Origin of the sequence: Streptomyces sp. cg36, from assembly GCF_041080675.1 — a bacterium.
Classification (GTDB): domain Bacteria; phylum Actinomycetota; class Actinomycetes; order Streptomycetales; family Streptomycetaceae; genus Streptomyces.
In genome coordinates this window covers 433083-449112 of record NZ_CP163520.1, presented here as the reverse complement: position 1 = coordinate 449112, position 16030 = coordinate 433083, and the positions used below count along the sequence as shown (strand labels likewise).

At 73.5% G+C, this 16030-nt stretch carries 12 protein-coding genes; 3 read left to right on the top strand and 9 right to left on the bottom strand.

All coding sequences use genetic code 11. The features are described from left to right. Nucleotides 1–5: 5 nt before the first annotated feature. Nucleotides 6–701 carry an SDR family oxidoreductase gene (locus AB5J87_RS01975; RefSeq protein WP_369373197.1) on the bottom strand — a complete coding sequence of 232 codons (696 nt, stop codon included), beginning with the start codon at nt 699–701 and terminating at the stop codon, nt 6–8. A gap of 198 nt (nt 702–899) precedes the next feature. On the opposite strand from AB5J87_RS01975, the gene AB5J87_RS01970 reads away from it, so the two are divergent. Together AB5J87_RS01970 and AB5J87_RS01965 are read left to right on the top strand one after the other, a co-directional pair. Further along, entirely contained in the window at nt 900–1769 is an 870-nt protein-coding gene (locus tag AB5J87_RS01970) for a LysR family transcriptional regulator (protein WP_369373194.1), read from the top strand. Between the two features lie 195 nt (nt 1770–1964). After that, entirely contained in the window at nt 1965–2384 is a 420-nt protein-coding gene (locus tag AB5J87_RS01965) for a molybdopterin-binding protein (RefSeq protein WP_369373192.1), read from the top strand. 106 nt (nt 2385–2490) lie between these two features. On the opposite strand, the gene AB5J87_RS01960 is transcribed toward AB5J87_RS01965, so the two are convergent. From AB5J87_RS01960 to AB5J87_RS01935, 6 genes are all read right to left on the bottom strand, one after another. Beyond that, complete coding sequence (locus tag AB5J87_RS01960) at nt 2491–4431, bottom strand: ABC transporter permease (RefSeq protein WP_369373189.1); 1941 nt, start codon at nt 4429–4431, stop codon at nt 2491–2493. 99 nt (nt 4432–4530) lie between these two features. Next, nucleotides 4531–5340 carry a molybdate ABC transporter substrate-binding protein gene (modA, locus tag AB5J87_RS01955; protein WP_369373187.1) on the bottom strand — a complete coding sequence of 270 codons (810 nt, stop codon included), beginning with the start codon at nt 5338–5340 and terminating at the stop codon, nt 4531–4533. Between the two features lie 89 nt (nt 5341–5429). After that, nucleotides 5430–5819: a molybdopterin-binding protein gene (locus AB5J87_RS01950; RefSeq protein ID WP_369373185.1), complete on the bottom strand. Its 390-nt coding sequence runs from the start codon at nt 5817–5819 to the stop codon at nt 5430–5432. Between the two features lie 128 nt (nt 5820–5947). Next, nucleotides 5948–6448, bottom strand: coding sequence for a molybdopterin-dependent oxidoreductase (locus tag AB5J87_RS01945; RefSeq protein ID WP_369373182.1), 501 nt, complete (start codon nt 6446–6448; stop codon nt 5948–5950). A gap of 146 nt (nt 6449–6594) precedes the next feature. Continuing rightward, on the bottom strand, nt 6595–9378 hold the full coding sequence (locus tag AB5J87_RS01940; RefSeq protein WP_369373179.1) for a molybdopterin-dependent oxidoreductase: 2784 nt from the start codon (nt 9376–9378) through the stop codon (nt 6595–6597). Then, nucleotides 9375–10211 (bottom strand): xanthine dehydrogenase family protein subunit M, encoded by an 837-nt coding sequence (locus AB5J87_RS01935; protein WP_369373177.1) that lies wholly within the window; start codon nt 10209–10211, stop codon nt 9375–9377. Before AB5J87_RS01935 ends, AB5J87_RS01940 begins: the two co-directional genes overlap by 4 nt. A 227-nt stretch (nt 10212–10438) precedes the next feature. Between AB5J87_RS01935 and AB5J87_RS01930 the strand changes: the two genes are divergently transcribed. Then, a complete protein-coding gene (locus tag AB5J87_RS01930; protein WP_369373175.1) occupies nt 10439–11971 on the top strand; it encodes a PucR family transcriptional regulator in 1533 nt (510 codons plus the stop codon). 75 nt (nt 11972–12046) lie between these two features. On the opposite strand, the gene AB5J87_RS01925 is transcribed toward AB5J87_RS01930, so the two are convergent. Next, the gene (locus AB5J87_RS01925) at nt 12047–13075 is read right to left on the bottom strand and encodes an NlpC/P60 family protein (RefSeq protein WP_369373173.1); all 1029 of its coding nucleotides are present in this window, start codon (nt 13073–13075) and stop codon (nt 12047–12049) included. A 173-nt stretch (nt 13076–13248) separates the two neighbouring features. After that, nucleotides 13249–15996 (bottom strand): BTAD domain-containing putative transcriptional regulator, encoded by a 2748-nt coding sequence (locus AB5J87_RS01920; protein WP_369373171.1) that lies wholly within the window; start codon nt 15994–15996, stop codon nt 13249–13251. Nucleotides 15997–16030 lie beyond the last annotated feature (34 nt).

The following is a 16030-nucleotide window of genomic DNA, read 5'->3' as shown; positions in this document are numbered from 1 at the left end:
CGGGCCTACCAGGGCACGGTGTTGCCCTCGTGGTCGAGGAAGCGCAGGCCGGGCTTGCCCTGGTTGCGCTCGATCGTCTCCACCACCCCGGGGACGCTCTCCTCCACGCTGAGGTCGGCGTCGGGGCCGCCGAGTCCGGTGCGGACCCAGCCCGGGTCCATCAGCAGCAGCGTCCGGGTGTCCCCGGTGCGGCGGGCCGCGTAGCACCGCATCAACTGGTTCAGGGCGGACTTGCTGGCCCGGTAGAGGTCCTGCCCGCCTTCCGTGTTCAGGGAGACGCTGCCCTGGTCGGAGGACATGACGCCGATGGTTCCGTGCGGCGCCACCAGCGGGCGGAGCGCTTCGACCACGCGCATCGGGCTGAGCGCGTTGGTGACCATCACGTCGGTGAACATGTCGGTGGGAACGTCTGTGATCGGGAGGTCGCCGCGTGTGATGGCGGCGTTGACGAAGAGCAGGTCGAGCGTGCGCCGCGCGAGCCGTTCGCGCAGCGCCGCGATCTGTCGCGGGTCGGTCATCTCCAGCGACTCGACGGTCAGCCGCCCTCCGGAGGAGTCCGCCAGGTCGTGGAGGCCGGTGCGCCGATCGCCGCGGACCGTGCCGACGACGTCCCAGCCGCGGCGCAGGTACGCGGCGGCGAGCCCGAGGCCCAGGGTGCGTGAGGCACCGATGATGACGGCGGTCTTGCGGGTGTCGGTCATGTGCTGTTCCCTCGTGGTCGGTTCGGGGTGCCGGGGGAGCCGTGGCGGTGCCGCGCACGGCCGTCGTCGGCCGGTGACCGCCCGCCGCGTGACCGGCGGTCCGGGCCTCGCGCTGAGCGTGGCGATCACGCCGCAAGTCTCCGAGCGGTGCGGGGCGGGCGTCCAATACCCTTCGGGCCCCATTGATACCGTGACGGTATGGATCTGGACCTGCGCAAGCTCCGCTACTTCGTCGCGGTGGCCGAGCACCGCCACTTCGGCCGCGCGGCACAAGCGCTGTTCATCGCGCAGCCGGTGCTCAGCAGGCAGATCCGCGCTTTCGAACAGGAGCTGGGGTGCCCGCTGTTCACGCGGTCGACGCGCAGCGTGGAGCTGACTCCCGCAGGGCGGAAGCTTTTTGACGAGTCGTCAAAGATCTCGGCCGTGGTGGAGGGAGCGCTGCGGCGCGTCCACGAGGCGCACCGAGGCGAACAGCGGCTCGTCGTCGGCTTCTCGCCCGGCCTCCATGTGTCGGACGCGATCCGGGCGTTCACGGCGAGCCACCCGGACGTCCAGATCGATGTGTTTCCCCTGCGCTGGTGGGAGCGGGACGCACCGCTGCGTGACGGCCGCGCGGATGTGGCCTACCTCCGGCGCCCCTTCGAGGACGCGGGGCTGCACACCGTCCCCATCGGCCACGAGAACAAGGTCGTCTGCCTGCCCGTGACCCACCGGCTGGCCGGCCGCCGTACGCTCACGACGGCCGACCTCGACGGCGAACGGCTCGTCGACAGCGGCAAGCGGCGGGCGTCCTCGCTGGAGGCGAAGTTCGAACTCATCGCCTCCGGCCAGGGCATCTCACTGGTCCCGGTGAGCGTCGCGGACACCTACTCCCGCCCGGACCTCGTCTATTTGACGGTCACCGACGCACCCCCCGTCGAAACGTGCCTGGCGGTACCGCGGCCCAGCCCCGCCGACGACCTCGTTCCGGCATTCCTGAGCGTCGCGGCGCAGGTGCTGCGGGGGGAATGCGGCGGCGAGCTCCCGCCATTCGGCCGGATGCGCGAAGAAGCCGAGTCAGAGCAGTAAGGCCCTGGTCGGAAGGGCGGAAGGGCCGGGAAATAGGGGTCAGTGGTCCTTTGTGGAATGCGCGAGGAAAATGCGCCGTTCGGCTGGCGCCTGCGACGGTGGGCGTTCGGGAGTATTCCGTTTCCGGTAGCGTCGCGGACAGCCCAGGTCACAGCAGTGACAATCAATCCTTCCGGCTTTGCGAGGCGTGATTTCATGAGTCTGTCCATTCGTAACCAGCTTCCCGGCACCGTCACCTCCGTCACCACCGGTGCGGCGATGGCGTCCGTGAAGGTGCGCCTCGCCGGTGGGCAGGACATCACCGCCGCCATCACCGCCGACGCCGTCAAGGACCTGGGCCTGGCCGCGGGCTCGCCGGTCAAGGCGCTCGTGAAGTCCACCGAGGTCGCCCTCGCCGTCGGCCCGGTCGCGGGCATCTCCATCCGCAACCAGCTCGCCGGCGCCGTGACCGAGGTGTCGACGGGCGGGGCCATGGGATCGGTCAAGGTCCTCGTCGAGGGCGGGGAGCTGACCGCCGCGATCACCAAGGACGCCGTCGACGACCTCGGTCTGAACCCGGGCACTCCCGTCGTCGCGCTGATCAAGTCGACCGAGATCTCGCTCGCCGCCGCCTGATCCCCCCTCTGACCAGCAGGAAGGGCCGCGCCCCCCCCCGCCAGGGAGCGCGGCCCTTGCGCGTACAAGGGGCTCAGGGGCCGTCAGCGGGTCAGAGGGCAGCGGGTCAGAGGGCGACGACCGTCGCCTCGGTCGCCTTGACGCTGGTCCACACGGACACCCCGTCGGCCAGGCCGAGTTCGGCGGCGGCCTGGGGGGTGATCTCGGCGACGAGGTCGGGTGCTTCCTCGGAGGTGACGAGGACCCGCAGACGGCTGCCGCTGCTGGTGATCTCGCGTACGGTCCCGGGCCAGACGTTGCGGGGGCTTCCGGCCGGCTTCTCACGGTGGACGGAGACCGCCTCGGGGGCCACGATCGCCAGCGCCGGGGTGCCGGAGGGCGGCGGGTCGGTGGCCACCAGGACGCCGCCGCCGTCCATCGCGAGGCCCTCCGGGGTGGCGGTGCCCGGCCAGGCGTTGCGGCCGAGCATCCGGGCCACCCAGGGGGAGCGGGGGTGGCGGGTGACCTCGGCGGGTGAGGCGTCCTGGAGGGAGCGGCCCCCGTCGAGTACGAGGACGCGGTCGGCGAGCGAGACGGCCTCCACCGGATCGTGGGTGACGATCAGACAGACGCCGCCGAAGCCGGTCAGATGCGCGCGCAGGGTGTGGCGCACATGGGCGCGCGTGGTCTGGTCGAGCGCGGCCAGCGGCTCGTCGAGGACCAGCAGCCGGGGACGCGCGGCGAGGGCGCGCGCCAGGGCGACGCGGCCCGCCTGCCCGCCGGAGAGCTGGTTCGGCCTGCGGTGCGCCAGCGCGCCGACCCCCAGGCGGTCGAGCCAGATCTGGGCCTCGCGCCGGGCCTCGGCACGCGGTACGCCCTGTGCGCGCAGCCCGTACGCGGTGTTGGCGAGGGCCGTCATGTGCGGGAAGAGGGCGCCGTCCTGGGGCACCCACGCCACGCGTCTGCGGTGCGGGGGCAGGGGGGTCACGTCGGCGCCGCCGAGGGTGAGTTCGGCGTGGGCGCGCGGGGTGAGTCCGAGCAGGGCGCGCAGCAGGGTGGTCTTGCCCGCGCCGTTGGGTCCCACGACGGCGATGGTGGTGCCGGGTTCGGCCGCCAGGGTGAGCCGGGTGAAGCCGGTGACCTCGGCGTGCAGCGCCCAGCGCGCGTCGGAGGGCGCGGGCGGGACGGGCGCGGCGGCGGCGGGCGGCTCCGGGGCGGCCGGTTCCGGTCCGGCCGGTGGGGTGGCGCGGCGGGTGCGGTCGGCCGGGGTGCCGGTCCACCGTCCGCGCAGGGCGATGAGCACCGTCATGGCGATGGCGAGCAGCAGGAGCGAGACGGAGGTCGCGGCCTCGGGTTCGTCCTGGAGCAGGAGGTAGACCTGGAGCGGCAGGGTCTGGGTGGTGCCGGGCAGGTTGCCGGCGAAGGTGATGGTGGCGCCGAACTCGCCCAGTGCGCGCGCCCAGGTGAGGGCGGCGCCCGCGATGACGCCCGGGGCCACCATGGGCAGCGTGACGGTGAAGAAGACCCGGGCGGGCGAGGCGCCGAGCGAGGCCGCCGTCTCCTCGTAACGCGGCCGGAGTCCGCCCAGCGCGCCCTCCAGACTGATGATCAGGAAGGGCATCGCGACGAAGGTCGCCGCGAGGACGGCGCCGGAGGTGTGGAACGGCAGGGTGATCCCGAAGGTGTCCTCCAGCCACGGGCCCAGCACCCCGCGCCGGCCGAAGGCGAGCAGCAGCGCGACGCCGCCGACGGTCGGCGGCAGCACCATCGGCAGCAGCACCAGCGAGCGGACGAACGCCTTGCCGGGGAAGGGGACCCGGGCCAGCAGCCAGGCCAGCGGGACGCCGAGGACCAGGGACAGGCCGAGGGCCCAGGAGGAGACGATCAGGGACAGCTTGAGCGCCTGGACGGTGCCCGGCGAGCCGAGGTGCCCGGCGAGCTCGCCCCATTTCGTCCGTACGAGGATGCCGACCAGGGGGAGCGCGAGGAGCGCCACGGCCAGGAGCGCGGGCACCGCCAGCGCGAGGGGCGGGCGTGCGCCGCGGGTGCGTGCGCCTGATCGTTTCATCGTTGATCCCGAGTCGGTCCCGAAGACAGGCGGTGCGAAGGCGGAGGGGCTGTCCGTTCCCTCGACACGGACAGCCCCCGACCCGAGTGGTCCCGGCCGTTACGGCTTCTGGAAGCCGGCGTCCTGGAGGATCTTCTGGCCCTCGGGCGAGGAGAGCCAGGTCACGAACGCGGCGGCGGCCTCGGCGTTCTTGGAGCCCTTGAGCGCGGCGGCCGGGTACTTGGCGATCGCGTTCTGGTCGTCGGGGATCTGGACCGCGTCGACCTTGCCCTTGGCGCTCTCGGCGTCGGTCTTGTAGACCAGACCGGCGTCGGCCTCGCCCAGTTCGACCTTGCTCAGCACGGCGCGCACGTTGGGCTCCTGCGAGACCGGCTTCACCGTGATCTTCTGGGCGTCGAGGATCTGCTTGCTGTACTTGCCCGCGGGCACCTCGGGGGCGGCCAGGACGACCTTGAGCTTGGTGTCCGCGAGGTCCTTGAGGGCGCCGACCTTGTGCGGGTTGCCCTTGCCGGTGGCGATGACCAGGCGGTTCTTGGCGATGACGGTCGGAGTGCCGGCGTCGGCCTTCACCTTGTCCATGCTCTTGGTGTCGGCGGTGACCAGGACGTCGGCGGGCGAGCCCTGGGAGACCTGGGCGACCAGCTCCTGCGAGCCCGCGAAGGAGAAGGTGAGCTTCGTCCCGGGGTGCGCCTTCTCGTAGGCGGCGCCCGCCGTCTTGAACACGTCGGTGAGGGAGGCGGCGGCCAGGACCGTCAGGTTCGCCTTGGGGGCCGTACCGGCGGAGCCGGACGGGGTGGACCCGCCCGTGTCCTTCTTGTCGTCGTCGTTCGAGCAGGCGGCGAGCGGTACGAGGAGGGCCGCGGTGAGGGCGGCGGCAGCGGCACGGCGGCGGTTGAGGGTGAGGGACATGAGGGTCTGGACTCCTTGGGGACGAACGGAAAGTGCGGAGGTGGGCCGGCCGCGCCCGACGGCCCGGGTCTCTTCGTGCCGCGTGAGGGTCAGGTGCGGTCGATGTGCACGCTGGTCGACTTCACGCGGGCGGTGGCCTGCATGCCGACTTCCAGTCCCAGCTCCTCCACGGCCTCACGGGTGAGGAGGGAGACCAGCCGGTGCGGACCGGCCTGGATGGTGACCTGGGCCGCGATGTCGCCGAGCTTGATCGCCGTGACGATGCCGGGGAAGGCGTTGCGCGCCGAGGTGTACGACGCGTCCTCCTCGTCGCTCTGCGCGATCTCCACGGAGAACGCGGCCAGCGACTTGCCGTCGATCACGCGCCGGCCGCTCTCGTCGCGGTGCGTCGCCACCCGGCCCGCGTCCGCCCAGCGCCGCGCGGTGTCGGGGCTGACGCCCAGCAGGCGGGCGGCCTGGCCGATTGTGTAGGACTGCATGTGCGACACGTTAGGGCGCCCCCGCTCTCATCTGCAACTGCTTCGTGGGAGCCTCCATGGCGAATGAGACCCTCACTGGAGGAAAGGACGAATGAAGTCGGCCTGGGCGTCCTCGCTCCCGCGCGGTCTCAGCTCCGGGGCGCACCGGTCTCCGCGGGCGGGCAGGGGCCGATCCAGATCCCGGTGACCGCGCTGATGTAACGGGCGCCGCAGCGGTCGGAGGGGACGACGAGCTGGGTCCCGGCCGCGCCGAGGTCCTCGTCGTCCATCCGGGTGGCGAGCAGCACGGGCGCGTTCCCGAAGTCGGCGTCGATCTCCGCCCACGACAGGACCGCGTGGTGGCCGTCGCCGCCGCGCACGGCCAGCAGGTAGCGGGAGCGCTCCTTGCGGCGGGCCGGGTCGAAGTCCGGGCGCGCCCGCGCCACGACCTCGCGCAGCAGCGGGCCGTCGAAGGTGTGGTGCTGCGGCCCCGCGGTGGCGCAGTCGAAGACGACCTCGGCGTGGTGCTGCTCCCAGCCCCGGCGCAGGTCGGCCACGGTGAGCGTGGCGGGGTGGGCCACGCTCCCCCAGAGCGCGAAGGATCCGGTGCGGGCGGACCCCGGGCGGGGTGCGGCGCTCGTGCGGCTCATCGTGACTCCCCTTGGGGCGCTCGGTGCGGCGGCTGCGCCCAGTGATACCCGGCCGCCGGAGCGGGGAATCTCGTGTGCCACCCATATTCGGCTCCTCCTCCGGTATTTGTGAGCTTGGTACGAGTGCGCCACTCGCATCGTCCGGTCTATCCGCCAACGGTGCGGGCCGCCCGGTCCAGGGCGAGCCACACCCGGTCGCGGGTGACCGGCAGCTCGGTGAAGCGGATGCCGGTGGCGTCGCGCAGGGCGTTGGCGAAGGCGGGGGCGACCGGGTTGAAGGGGCTCTCGCTCATCGACTTGGCGCCCAGCGGGCCGATGGCGTCGGCGGTCTCGGTGAAGTGGACCTCGGTGCGGGGCACGTCCGCGTACTGGGGGAGGCGGTAGCGGCGGAACGCCGCGGTCGTGACCTCGCCCCGCTCGTCGATCCGCACGGTCTCGAAGAGCGTCGCGCCCAGGGCCTGCGCGACCCCGCCCTCGACCTGGCCCCGGCACTGCATGGGGTTCATGACCTTGCCCGCGTCGGCGGCGTGGACACTGCGCAGGATCCGGATCTCGCCGGTGCCCGGGTCCACGGCGATGCGGAACCACTGGGCGTTGAAGGCGACCGAGCGGGGCGAGCCGCCCCAGTGGCCGTCGGCCGCCAGCTCGTCCGCCGCGCCGAGGGCGTGTCCCGCCTCGTACAGCTCCTTGAGGGTGACGAGCCGTCCGGCGCAGTCCACGGCCTCGGCCCCCAGTACGCACGCGTGGCGCGCCACACCGGTGTGGCGTGCGGCGAGCGTGCGCAGGCGCTCCGCGAGGGAGGTCGCGGCGAGCAGCACGGCCTTGCCCGCGACGACCGTGCCGGCGGAGCCGAACGCTCCGGTGTCATGGCGCACGACGTCGGTGTCGGACTGCCGGATCGCGATCCGGTCCTCGGTGGTGTGCAGCGCCCCGGCGGTGATCTGCTTGTGGACGGTGGTGGTGCCGTTGCCGAACTCGGCGGTGCCGATGGCGATGTCGTACGTGCCGTCCTGGAGCAGGGTGACGCGGGCGTCGGCGTAGTGGCCGCCGGGCGGCCCGGTGGCGATCATCGCCATGCCCGTGCCCTGCCCGACCAGCCACCCCTCGGGGGCCTTCTCCGCGCTGCGGTCCTCCTCGATGGCCCGGCGCACGACGGAGAGGCACTGGTCGAGCCCGTAGGAGGCGATGTGCAGGTCCTCCTCCTCCCCGATGGGGCTGTGCATGGCCTCGCCCGGGCCGATGATGTTCTTCTCGCGGAAGACGAGCGGATCCATGCCGAGGCGGCGGGCCAGCTCGTCCATGACGGACTCCACGGCGAAGGTGACCTGGCCCAGGCCGTAGCCCCGGAAGGCGCCCGCGGGCACGACGTTGGTGTAGACGGAGTAGGCGTCGACCTTCTTGTGCGGGGCGCGGTAGACGGCGAAGGACTCGCCCACGCTGTGGAACATCACCGCCGGTCCGTGGTTGCCGTACGCGCCGGTGTTGGCGACCACCCGCATCCGCACCGCCGTGAGCGTGCCGTCGGCGCGGGCCCCGACCTTGATGCCGATCGTGAACGGGTGGCGCGTCGTGGCCCCGTAGAACTGCTCGGCGCGGGTGTACTCCAGCTTCACCGGCCGCCGCAGCTTCAGCGCGGCCAGCGTGACGATGTCCTCGGTGAGCATCTCCTGCTTGCCGCCGAAGCCGCCGCCCACCCGGCCCGCGACCACCCGCACCTCGTCGTGCGGCAGCCCGTACAGCGCGCACAGGGCCCGCCGGGTCAGGAACGGGGTCTGGGTGGACGACCGGACGGTGAGCCGCTCGCCGGTGCCGTCCTCCTTCGGCTCGAAGTAGGCGACGCAGCCGTGGGTTTCGAGGCTGGCGTGCTGCACCCGCTGGGTGCGGAAGGTCTCCTCGTACACCACGTCGGCCGCCGCGAAACCCTGCTCGACGTCGCCGATCTCGCCGTGCACCTCGCCCGCGACGTTGTTCTCCACCCGCGCGATGCGCACCTCGGGACCCTTGCCCGCGTGGACGACGGGCGCGCCCGGCCGCATCGCCTCCTCCGGGTCGGTCACATGGGGCAGCACCTCGTAGGTGACCTCGATGCGGCGGCAGCCCTCCTCGGCGGCCCGTTCGCTCTCGGCGACCACGGCCGCGACACGCTGGCCGACATGGCGCACCACGTCGTCCAGCACCCGGGTGTCGTCGGGGTCCTCGGTGGGGTGTTCGTGCCGCGCGGAGGAGTACAGGGTCGCCGGCGCGTCCTCGTGGGTGAGGACGGCGACCACCCCGGGGACGCGCAGCGCGGCCGTGGTGTCGATCGCGAGGATCCGGGCGTGCGGATGCGGTGAGCGCAGCAGCTTCAGGTGCAGCAGGCCCGGGACCTCGACGTCGAAGGTGTAGCGGGCGGTGCCCGTGACGACCTGCGGTCCGGCCGGGGCGGCCACGTTGCGGCCCACCGCCTCGCCCGCGCAGGGCCGTTCGACGTGCCGGACGCCGCGCACGGCGTCCTCGACGGCCCGGTAGCCGGTGCAGCGGCAGATGTTGCCCTTGAAGGCGCGCGGCAGGTCGTCCAGTTTGCCGTCGTCGTGCGCGGTGCCCCGCTCGGCCTCCAGGGCCGCGGTGGTCATCAGGAATCCGGCCGTGCAGAACCCGCACTGGTATCCCTGCGCGTCGAGGAACCGCTGCTGGACGGGGTGGAGTTCACCGTTCGGGGCGGCCAGGCCCTCCACGGTCGTGACCGCGCGGCCCGCCGCGCGCACCGCAGGGTAGAGGCAGCTGTGCACCGGCTCGCCGTCCACGTGGACGGTGCAGGCGCCGCAGTCCCCGGCGTCGCAGCCCTTCTTCACCCCGAACCAGCCGCGCTCGCGCAGATACGTGCGCAGACACTGGCCGCCGCGCGGCTCCTCCTCGAAGGGCCTGCCGTTGATGTCGACGTGGAAGCTCATCGGGTCTCCTCCTGGTCGGTGCCGGTCAGTTCGCGCCGCACTTCCTCGGCCAGACGCAGGCCCATGTGCCGCCGCCAGGCGGGCAGTCCGTGGATGTCGTCGAACCAGTCGGCCTCGCCGACGGCCGCCTCGACGGCCCCGCGCAGCCGCCCGGCGCCGGGGGCGAGCGGGAACCAGAACCTGAACGGGCGCACGGTCGCCGCGCTGATCGTCACCGCCAGCGAGCCGTCCACCGGGTCGAGCGTCCCGATCACCAGCGCCCCCGAGCGGCCCAGACCGTACAAGGACGCCTGGCGGAAGGCCGTACGGCACTCCAGCGCGCGCCCGGGCAGGGTGACCGAGCGCAGCAGTTCGCCCTCGGCGAGGTCCTTGGTTCCGGCGCCGGTGATGAAGTCGACCACCTTCACCCGGCGCGTGGAGCCGTCCTGCGCCTGGAGGAGGCACTCGCCGCCCAGGGCCGCGGTGAGCGAGATCATGGGTCCGGCGGGCAGCCCGTTGCAGAGGTTGCCGCCGACGGTCGCCATGTTCCAGATCTTGAACGAGGCGAGGAAGGCGCGGCAGCACTGTTCGAACAGCGGGGCGGCGGGCGCGTCCAGCGAGAGGCGGCCGAAGCGGGACAGCTGGGCGACGGTGCAGGTGGCCGCGATCTCCAGCGAACCGTCCGGGTGCCGGGTGAGCGGCTCCCAGCCCATCCGGCTCAGATCGACCAGCCGCCGCAGGTGCGGCTGCGGCTCGGAGAACAGATACGTCCCCCCGCCCAGCCAGGCGTCCCCGGGCCGCCACGGTTCGCGCCGACGCGCGTCCCGTACGTCCGTGACCGTGTTCAGATCCATCCCTGCCCCCGACCGCCGACCGATGTCTTCAGGCCAGTGAAGCCGGGGGGAGCGCGACGGCACGACTGGACGCGAACCCGGAAAACCTCCACCTCCGCACGGTGCTCGCTGGAGGATCAACCAAGAGCTGTTTCGCGCCTCGGATTGGGCATCTACGATGTCTCTTCTCGCATTCGCCTCGTGAATGTGAGTCCGGGCCCGTCCCGTGACCGCGCAAGGAGCCACCTATGCACGTCGACCACCTCCTCCGTCTGGACCGGCTGGACCTCTCCCTCGTCTGGGGTGACGAGGGCCTGCTCGGCCAGGAGATCGGCGGAGTGACGGCGACCGACCTGGAGGACCCGGCGCGGTTCCTGCAGCCCGGGGAGATCGTGCTGAGCGGTCTGGTGTGGTGGAGCCGGGACGGTGACGCGGCCAAGACCGAGCGGTTCGTCTCCGCGCTGCGCGAGTCGGGCGCGGTGGCGCTGCTCGCCGGTGAGGAGACCCACGGCGAAGTCCCGGACGAACTCGCCGAGGCGTGCCGCAGGCACCGCGTCGCGCTGATAGCCGTGCCCGGTCACACCAGCTTCCGGGCCATCACCGAAGCGGTGTACCTACGGCAGTGGGGCGAGCTGAGCCGCCGCCCCACCGACCACTACGCGCTGGCCGAGAACGTGCGCACCGACCTCGACCGGGCGCTGGAACGGGGCGCGACGGCCGGGGAGTTGCTCGACCGCGCCTTCGCCCACCTCGGCACGCCCGTCTGCCACCTGCTGACCAGCAGCGGCCGTACGGTGGCCCGGACCGGCGAGGCGCCGCCGCTGCCCGCCCGGCGGGCCGTGGAACTCCTGCGGGCCGGACAGGGCACGACGGTCCGCGTGGAGACCGACGCCACCGACTTCGACACCTGGCACCTGCACCTGCCCGAGCCGGGAGCGGTGCCGCCCCGGGTCCTCCAGGAGATAGCCGAACTCCTCGGCCGCCACCGGCTCCGCCTGGAGCGCGGACGCGCGGCGAACACCGCGGCGGCCGGGGACCTCGTTGACGCCCTGGGGGCCGCCCGCTTCGACGCCCAGCGGGTGCGGGACGCGCTGACGGCCTGCGGGCTCGCCGACACCGACACGTACACCGTGGTCGTGGCGGCCTCCGAGGTGAACGGGGGAGCGGGCGGCGACGGCGTGGCCGCGCTCACGGAGGCGCTGCGCCATCTGCCGTCCGCCGCCCTCGCCGTGGCGCACGGCCCCGGCGGCGAGGCGGTGGCGGTCCTCGCGCACGAGCGGGGGACGACACCTGACGTACGGGCGGGGCTGCGCGAGGTGTGGCCGCTGATCCACGGCTGTCGGCCGGAGTCCGAGCTGCACGCCGGGGTGAGCGCCACAACGGACACGCCGGCGGGGCTCAACACCGCACTCGCGCAGGCCGGTTACGCGCTGGCGGCGGCCCGCGCCGCGACACCGGGGACGCCGTGCGTGCTGGGTCTTGGGGACCTGGACGGGCTGGGCCGGCTGATGGCGGGGATCCCCGCCGATGTGCGCGAGGTCTACCGGCAGACGGTCCTGGGGCCGCTGCTGGAGGCCGGGCGCGGCTCGGGGGCGATGCTGCTGGAGACCCTGGAGGTGTTCCTGGCCCACGACTGCTCCTGGGCCAGGACCGCCGAGGCGCTGCACGTCCACGTCAACACCGTCCACTACCGCGTGGAGCGCATCGAGGCGCTCACCGGCAGGGACCTCTCGCGCCTCGACCACAAGGTGGACCTGCGCGCCGCGCTGCTCTGCCGCTGACGGGCGGGCAGCGGGGCGGCAGGAACGCGGACGCCCGGCCGTCGTCACGACGGCCGGGCGACCGCGGTGGGTGTGTCAGATGCGGCGGGCGCCGTAGAAGCTGCCGAGGTAGCTCATCTTCTCGTAGCGGACGAAGGCACCGGGCTTGGGCGCGTGGAGCACCATGCCGTCGCCCGCGTAGATCCCGACGTGCAGAAGGTTGTTGAAGAAGACCAGGTCGCCGGGGGCGAGCTGGCTGAAGCTGACCGGGCTGCCGTCATTGATCTGCGTGTACGTGACGCGCGATATGTGGACGTTGACCTGGGCGAAGGCCCACTGGGTCAGCCCCGAGCAGTCGTAGGAGTCGGGGCCCTCGTGGCCGGACTGGTACGGCTTGCCGATCTGGGTCGCGGCGGCCTTCAGGGCGGCGAAGCCGCGCCCGGACCCGGGCTTCTCGCTGCCCAGGTCGACGCGCTGCCCGGCGTCGCGGCTGGCGCGCTTGTCGTCCTGCTGGATCTTGGCGCGCTCGGCGGCGGTGAGGGTGTTGAGCAGCTTCTGCGCCTCGGCGAGCTTGCCCTGGAACGCCTGCTTGCGCTCGCCGACCGTCTGGCGGACCTTCGCCAGGTCCGCCAGCTTGCGGGTGGCCTCGGCGCGCTTCTGCGCCAGCGTCCGCTGCTTGGCCTGGATGGCCTCCAGCGCCTGGGTCTGCTTGGCGCTCAACTGGTCGACGGCGGACGCCTTGTCGAGATAGCTGTCCGGGTCGGCGGAGAGGAAGAGCGCCAGCGACGGGTCCAGACCGCCGGAGCGGTACTGGGCGCTGGCGAGCGAACCGAGACCGTTGCGCAGGGTGTTGAGCTCGGCCTGGCCGCGGGCCACCTGGTCCTGGAGCGTCGCCACCTCCTTCTGGAGGGTGGTCTGCTTCTCGTTGGCCCCGTTGTACTCCTCGGTGGCCTTCTCCGCCTGGTGGTAGAGCGCGTCGACCTTCGCCTTCACCTCGTCCTTGCTCGGCTTGGCAGGCGCGGCGTTGGCGGCCTGGGAGCTGAGCGCGACGGCCGCGGCGGCTGTGGCGGTGAACACGGTGACACGGGCGCGGCTCGGGTTCTTGGGACGACGGTGGGACCCCACTTAGGGCAGCTCCTTCTTCCTCAGAGCCGCCGAACTACGCAGACATGGCGGCCCCTTCGCCTACACCCCGATTGGGTGATCGATCGCGCGAAGGTTCGAACCACGACCTTAGTGACCATGTTGTGATGGGTTCAAATCCTCGTGAGCAAAATCTGCCGCGCGACGCACAGTTTTTACACACCGTGCGTACGGACCGCACGCACCCGGGAACCCTGCGCAGGGCGGGTGTGCTCCCGCGCCTCCTCCTCGGCGGCACGGGCCAGATACTCCGCCGCGAGGTCGGTGTACCCCTCCCGGTCGGCCAGCCGGTGGGCCCGCTCGAAGTGGTCCCGGGCCTCCACGGGCCGGCCCATCGCGCGCAGCGCCTGCCCGCACAGGTCCAGCAGCATGGCGCGCCGGGCCGCCACCTGGTCCGGCGGAGCCAGGGTGAGTGCGTGCCGCGCGTGGTCGAGCGCCTCCTGGGGGCGGCGGACCAGGAGGTGGCGGCGGGCCACGTGGTAGAGCGTCAGCATCTCGGTCTGCGGGTGGCCCGCGTCGCGTACGAGCGCGGCGGCACGGGTGAACCCGGCGACCGCCCGTTCCCGCTCGCCCAACTGCTCGTGCGCCTGCGCCAGGTTGACGAGCGCCAGCGCCTCGCCCGGCAGGTCGTGGGCCAGCCGGGCCAGCCGCGGCGCGTGCTCCAGCTGGGCCAGGGCCTCGTCGTGGCGTCCACCGTCGCTGAGGACCCAGCCGAGCAGGGTGCGTACGCGCGACTCGGCGTCCGGATCGCCCACCCGGCACGCGGCGTCCAGGGCGTGGCCGAGGGTGGGCTCCCACCCGGCGCGCGGCTGCTGCACGACGAGCGGCCACAGCATCACCCCCAGGCGCCAGGCGCGGTCGGAGTGTCCGGCCACCGCCGCCGCGGCGGTGGCGGCCATGATGTTGCGCCGCTCCTCGCCGTACCACCGCATGGCCTCGGCGCGGTCGGCGAAGGCGAACGGCACGAGCGGCCGGCGGATGTCGTCGGGCAGTTCGCAGCAGGGCTGGCTGCCCGGCTCCGCCGCGGTCGCCGCCGCCAGCGCACCGCACAGATAGTGGTCGAGCAGGCGCGGCAGGGCGTCCGGGCTGCCGCTGGAGGACAGGGAGCGCGCGAACAGCCGGACCAGGTCGTGCAGGGCGTAGCGGCCGTCCGCACGCTGGTCCACCAGGCTCGCGGCCACCAGGTGCTCCAGGGACGTGCGGCCCGTCTCCAGGTCGCAGTCGGCCAGCGCCGCCACCGCCGTGTCGTCGATGTCCGGGCCGATGTGGCGGGCCAGCTGCCGGAACAGGCCGTCGGCGTGCGGGGTGAGCGGGCGCAGGCTCAGCCGCAGCACCGAGACGAAGTCCACGTCGTCGGTGGTGAGCAGGGAGAGCCGGCGGCGCTCGTCACGCAGCTCCTCGGCGGCGTCGTACAGCGAGCGCCCCGGGCGGCCCGCCAGGCGCGCACCGGCCAGGCGCAGCGCGAGCGGCAGACCGTCGCAGAGGTCCACCAGGTGCTGGGCCGCCGCCGGTTCGGCGCCGACGCGCGCCCGGCCGAGGACCGCGCCGAGCAGCCCGACGCCGTCCTGGTCGGCCAGGCGCTCCAGCGGGAGCGTGCGGGCGCAGTCGGTGGCCACCAGGCCGGACAGCCGGTTGCGGCTGGTGACGACGGTGGCGGAGCCGGTGGTGCCCGGCAGCAGGGGCCGCACCTGGGCGGAGGAGCGGGCGTTGTCGAGGACCACCAGGACGCGGCGCCCGTGCAGCAGCGACCGGTACAGACCCTCGGCGGCGCGGGGGCCGTCGGGTATGCCGTCGGGCGCGGTGCCCAGCGCGAGGAGGAAGTCACGTATGACCGACGGCGGTTCGGCGGGAGCCGCGGCGTCGGAGAAACCGTCCAGGTCGGCGAAGAGGACGCCGTCCGGGAACCGCTCGGCGGCCCGGTGCACCCAGTACGACACGAGCGCGGTCTTGCCGATGCCCGCCGGTCCGGTCACCGCGCACACCGAGGGGTCGCCGGTGTCGGCCACGGCCGCGTCCAGGGTGGCGAGTTCGGTGGCGCGCCCGGTGAAGCCGGCCGGGCGGCGCGGCAGCAGGGGCCGGGGCCGCACCGGGGCGGCCGGCGGCGGGGACGGGGGCGCCGCGGGGGAGTCCGCGGCGGGCGCCAGCAGGTCCGGGTCCCCGTCCAGGATGCGCGCGTGCAGCTCCCTGAGCCGGGGCCCCGGCTCGACGCCGAGCTCGTCGACCAGGGCGCGCCGCACCGAGGAGTAGGCGGCCAGGGCGTCGGTCTGGCGCCCGCACCGGTACAGCGCCAGCATCAGCAGTTCGTGCAGCCCCTCGCGCAGCGGGTGTTCGGCCACCAGCGCGGTCAGGCCCGGCACCGCCCGTACGTGCTGGCCCAGTGCCACCTCGCACGCGGCGGCGCGCTCGGCGGCCTCGGCCCGCATCTCGGCCAGCCTCCGGCGCTGGGCCTGCGCGTACGGGCCGGGCAGCCCGGTCAGCGGCTCGCCGTGCCACAGCTCCAGCGCGCGCCGCAGGGCGTCGCGGACCCGGGGGTCGGTGGGGCTCGCCGCCGGCTCCCCGGCCGATTCCACGAGCCGGGCGAAGACGGCCGCGTCGAGCGCCTCTTCGGACAGGGCCATCCGGTAGCCGCCGCTCGCGGCGACGATGACCTCGGACTTGGCGTGGCTGGCCCGCCCGGGGTCCAGGAGTTTGCGCAGCTGTCCCACATAGGTGCGGACCATGCCGACGGCCCGGGCGGGCGGCTGCGCCCCGAAGACCCCGGCCACCAGGTCGGCGACGCCGACGACCTCGGGGGCGCGCAGGGCCAGCATGGCGAGCACGGCACGCTGCTGCGGCCCGCCGAGCGGCACGTCCCGCTCGTCGAGGCGGACGCCCACCTCGCCGAGCACCCGTACGCTCAGCATCGCGGCGCTCCGGAGCACCCGGCAGCGCGGAGGC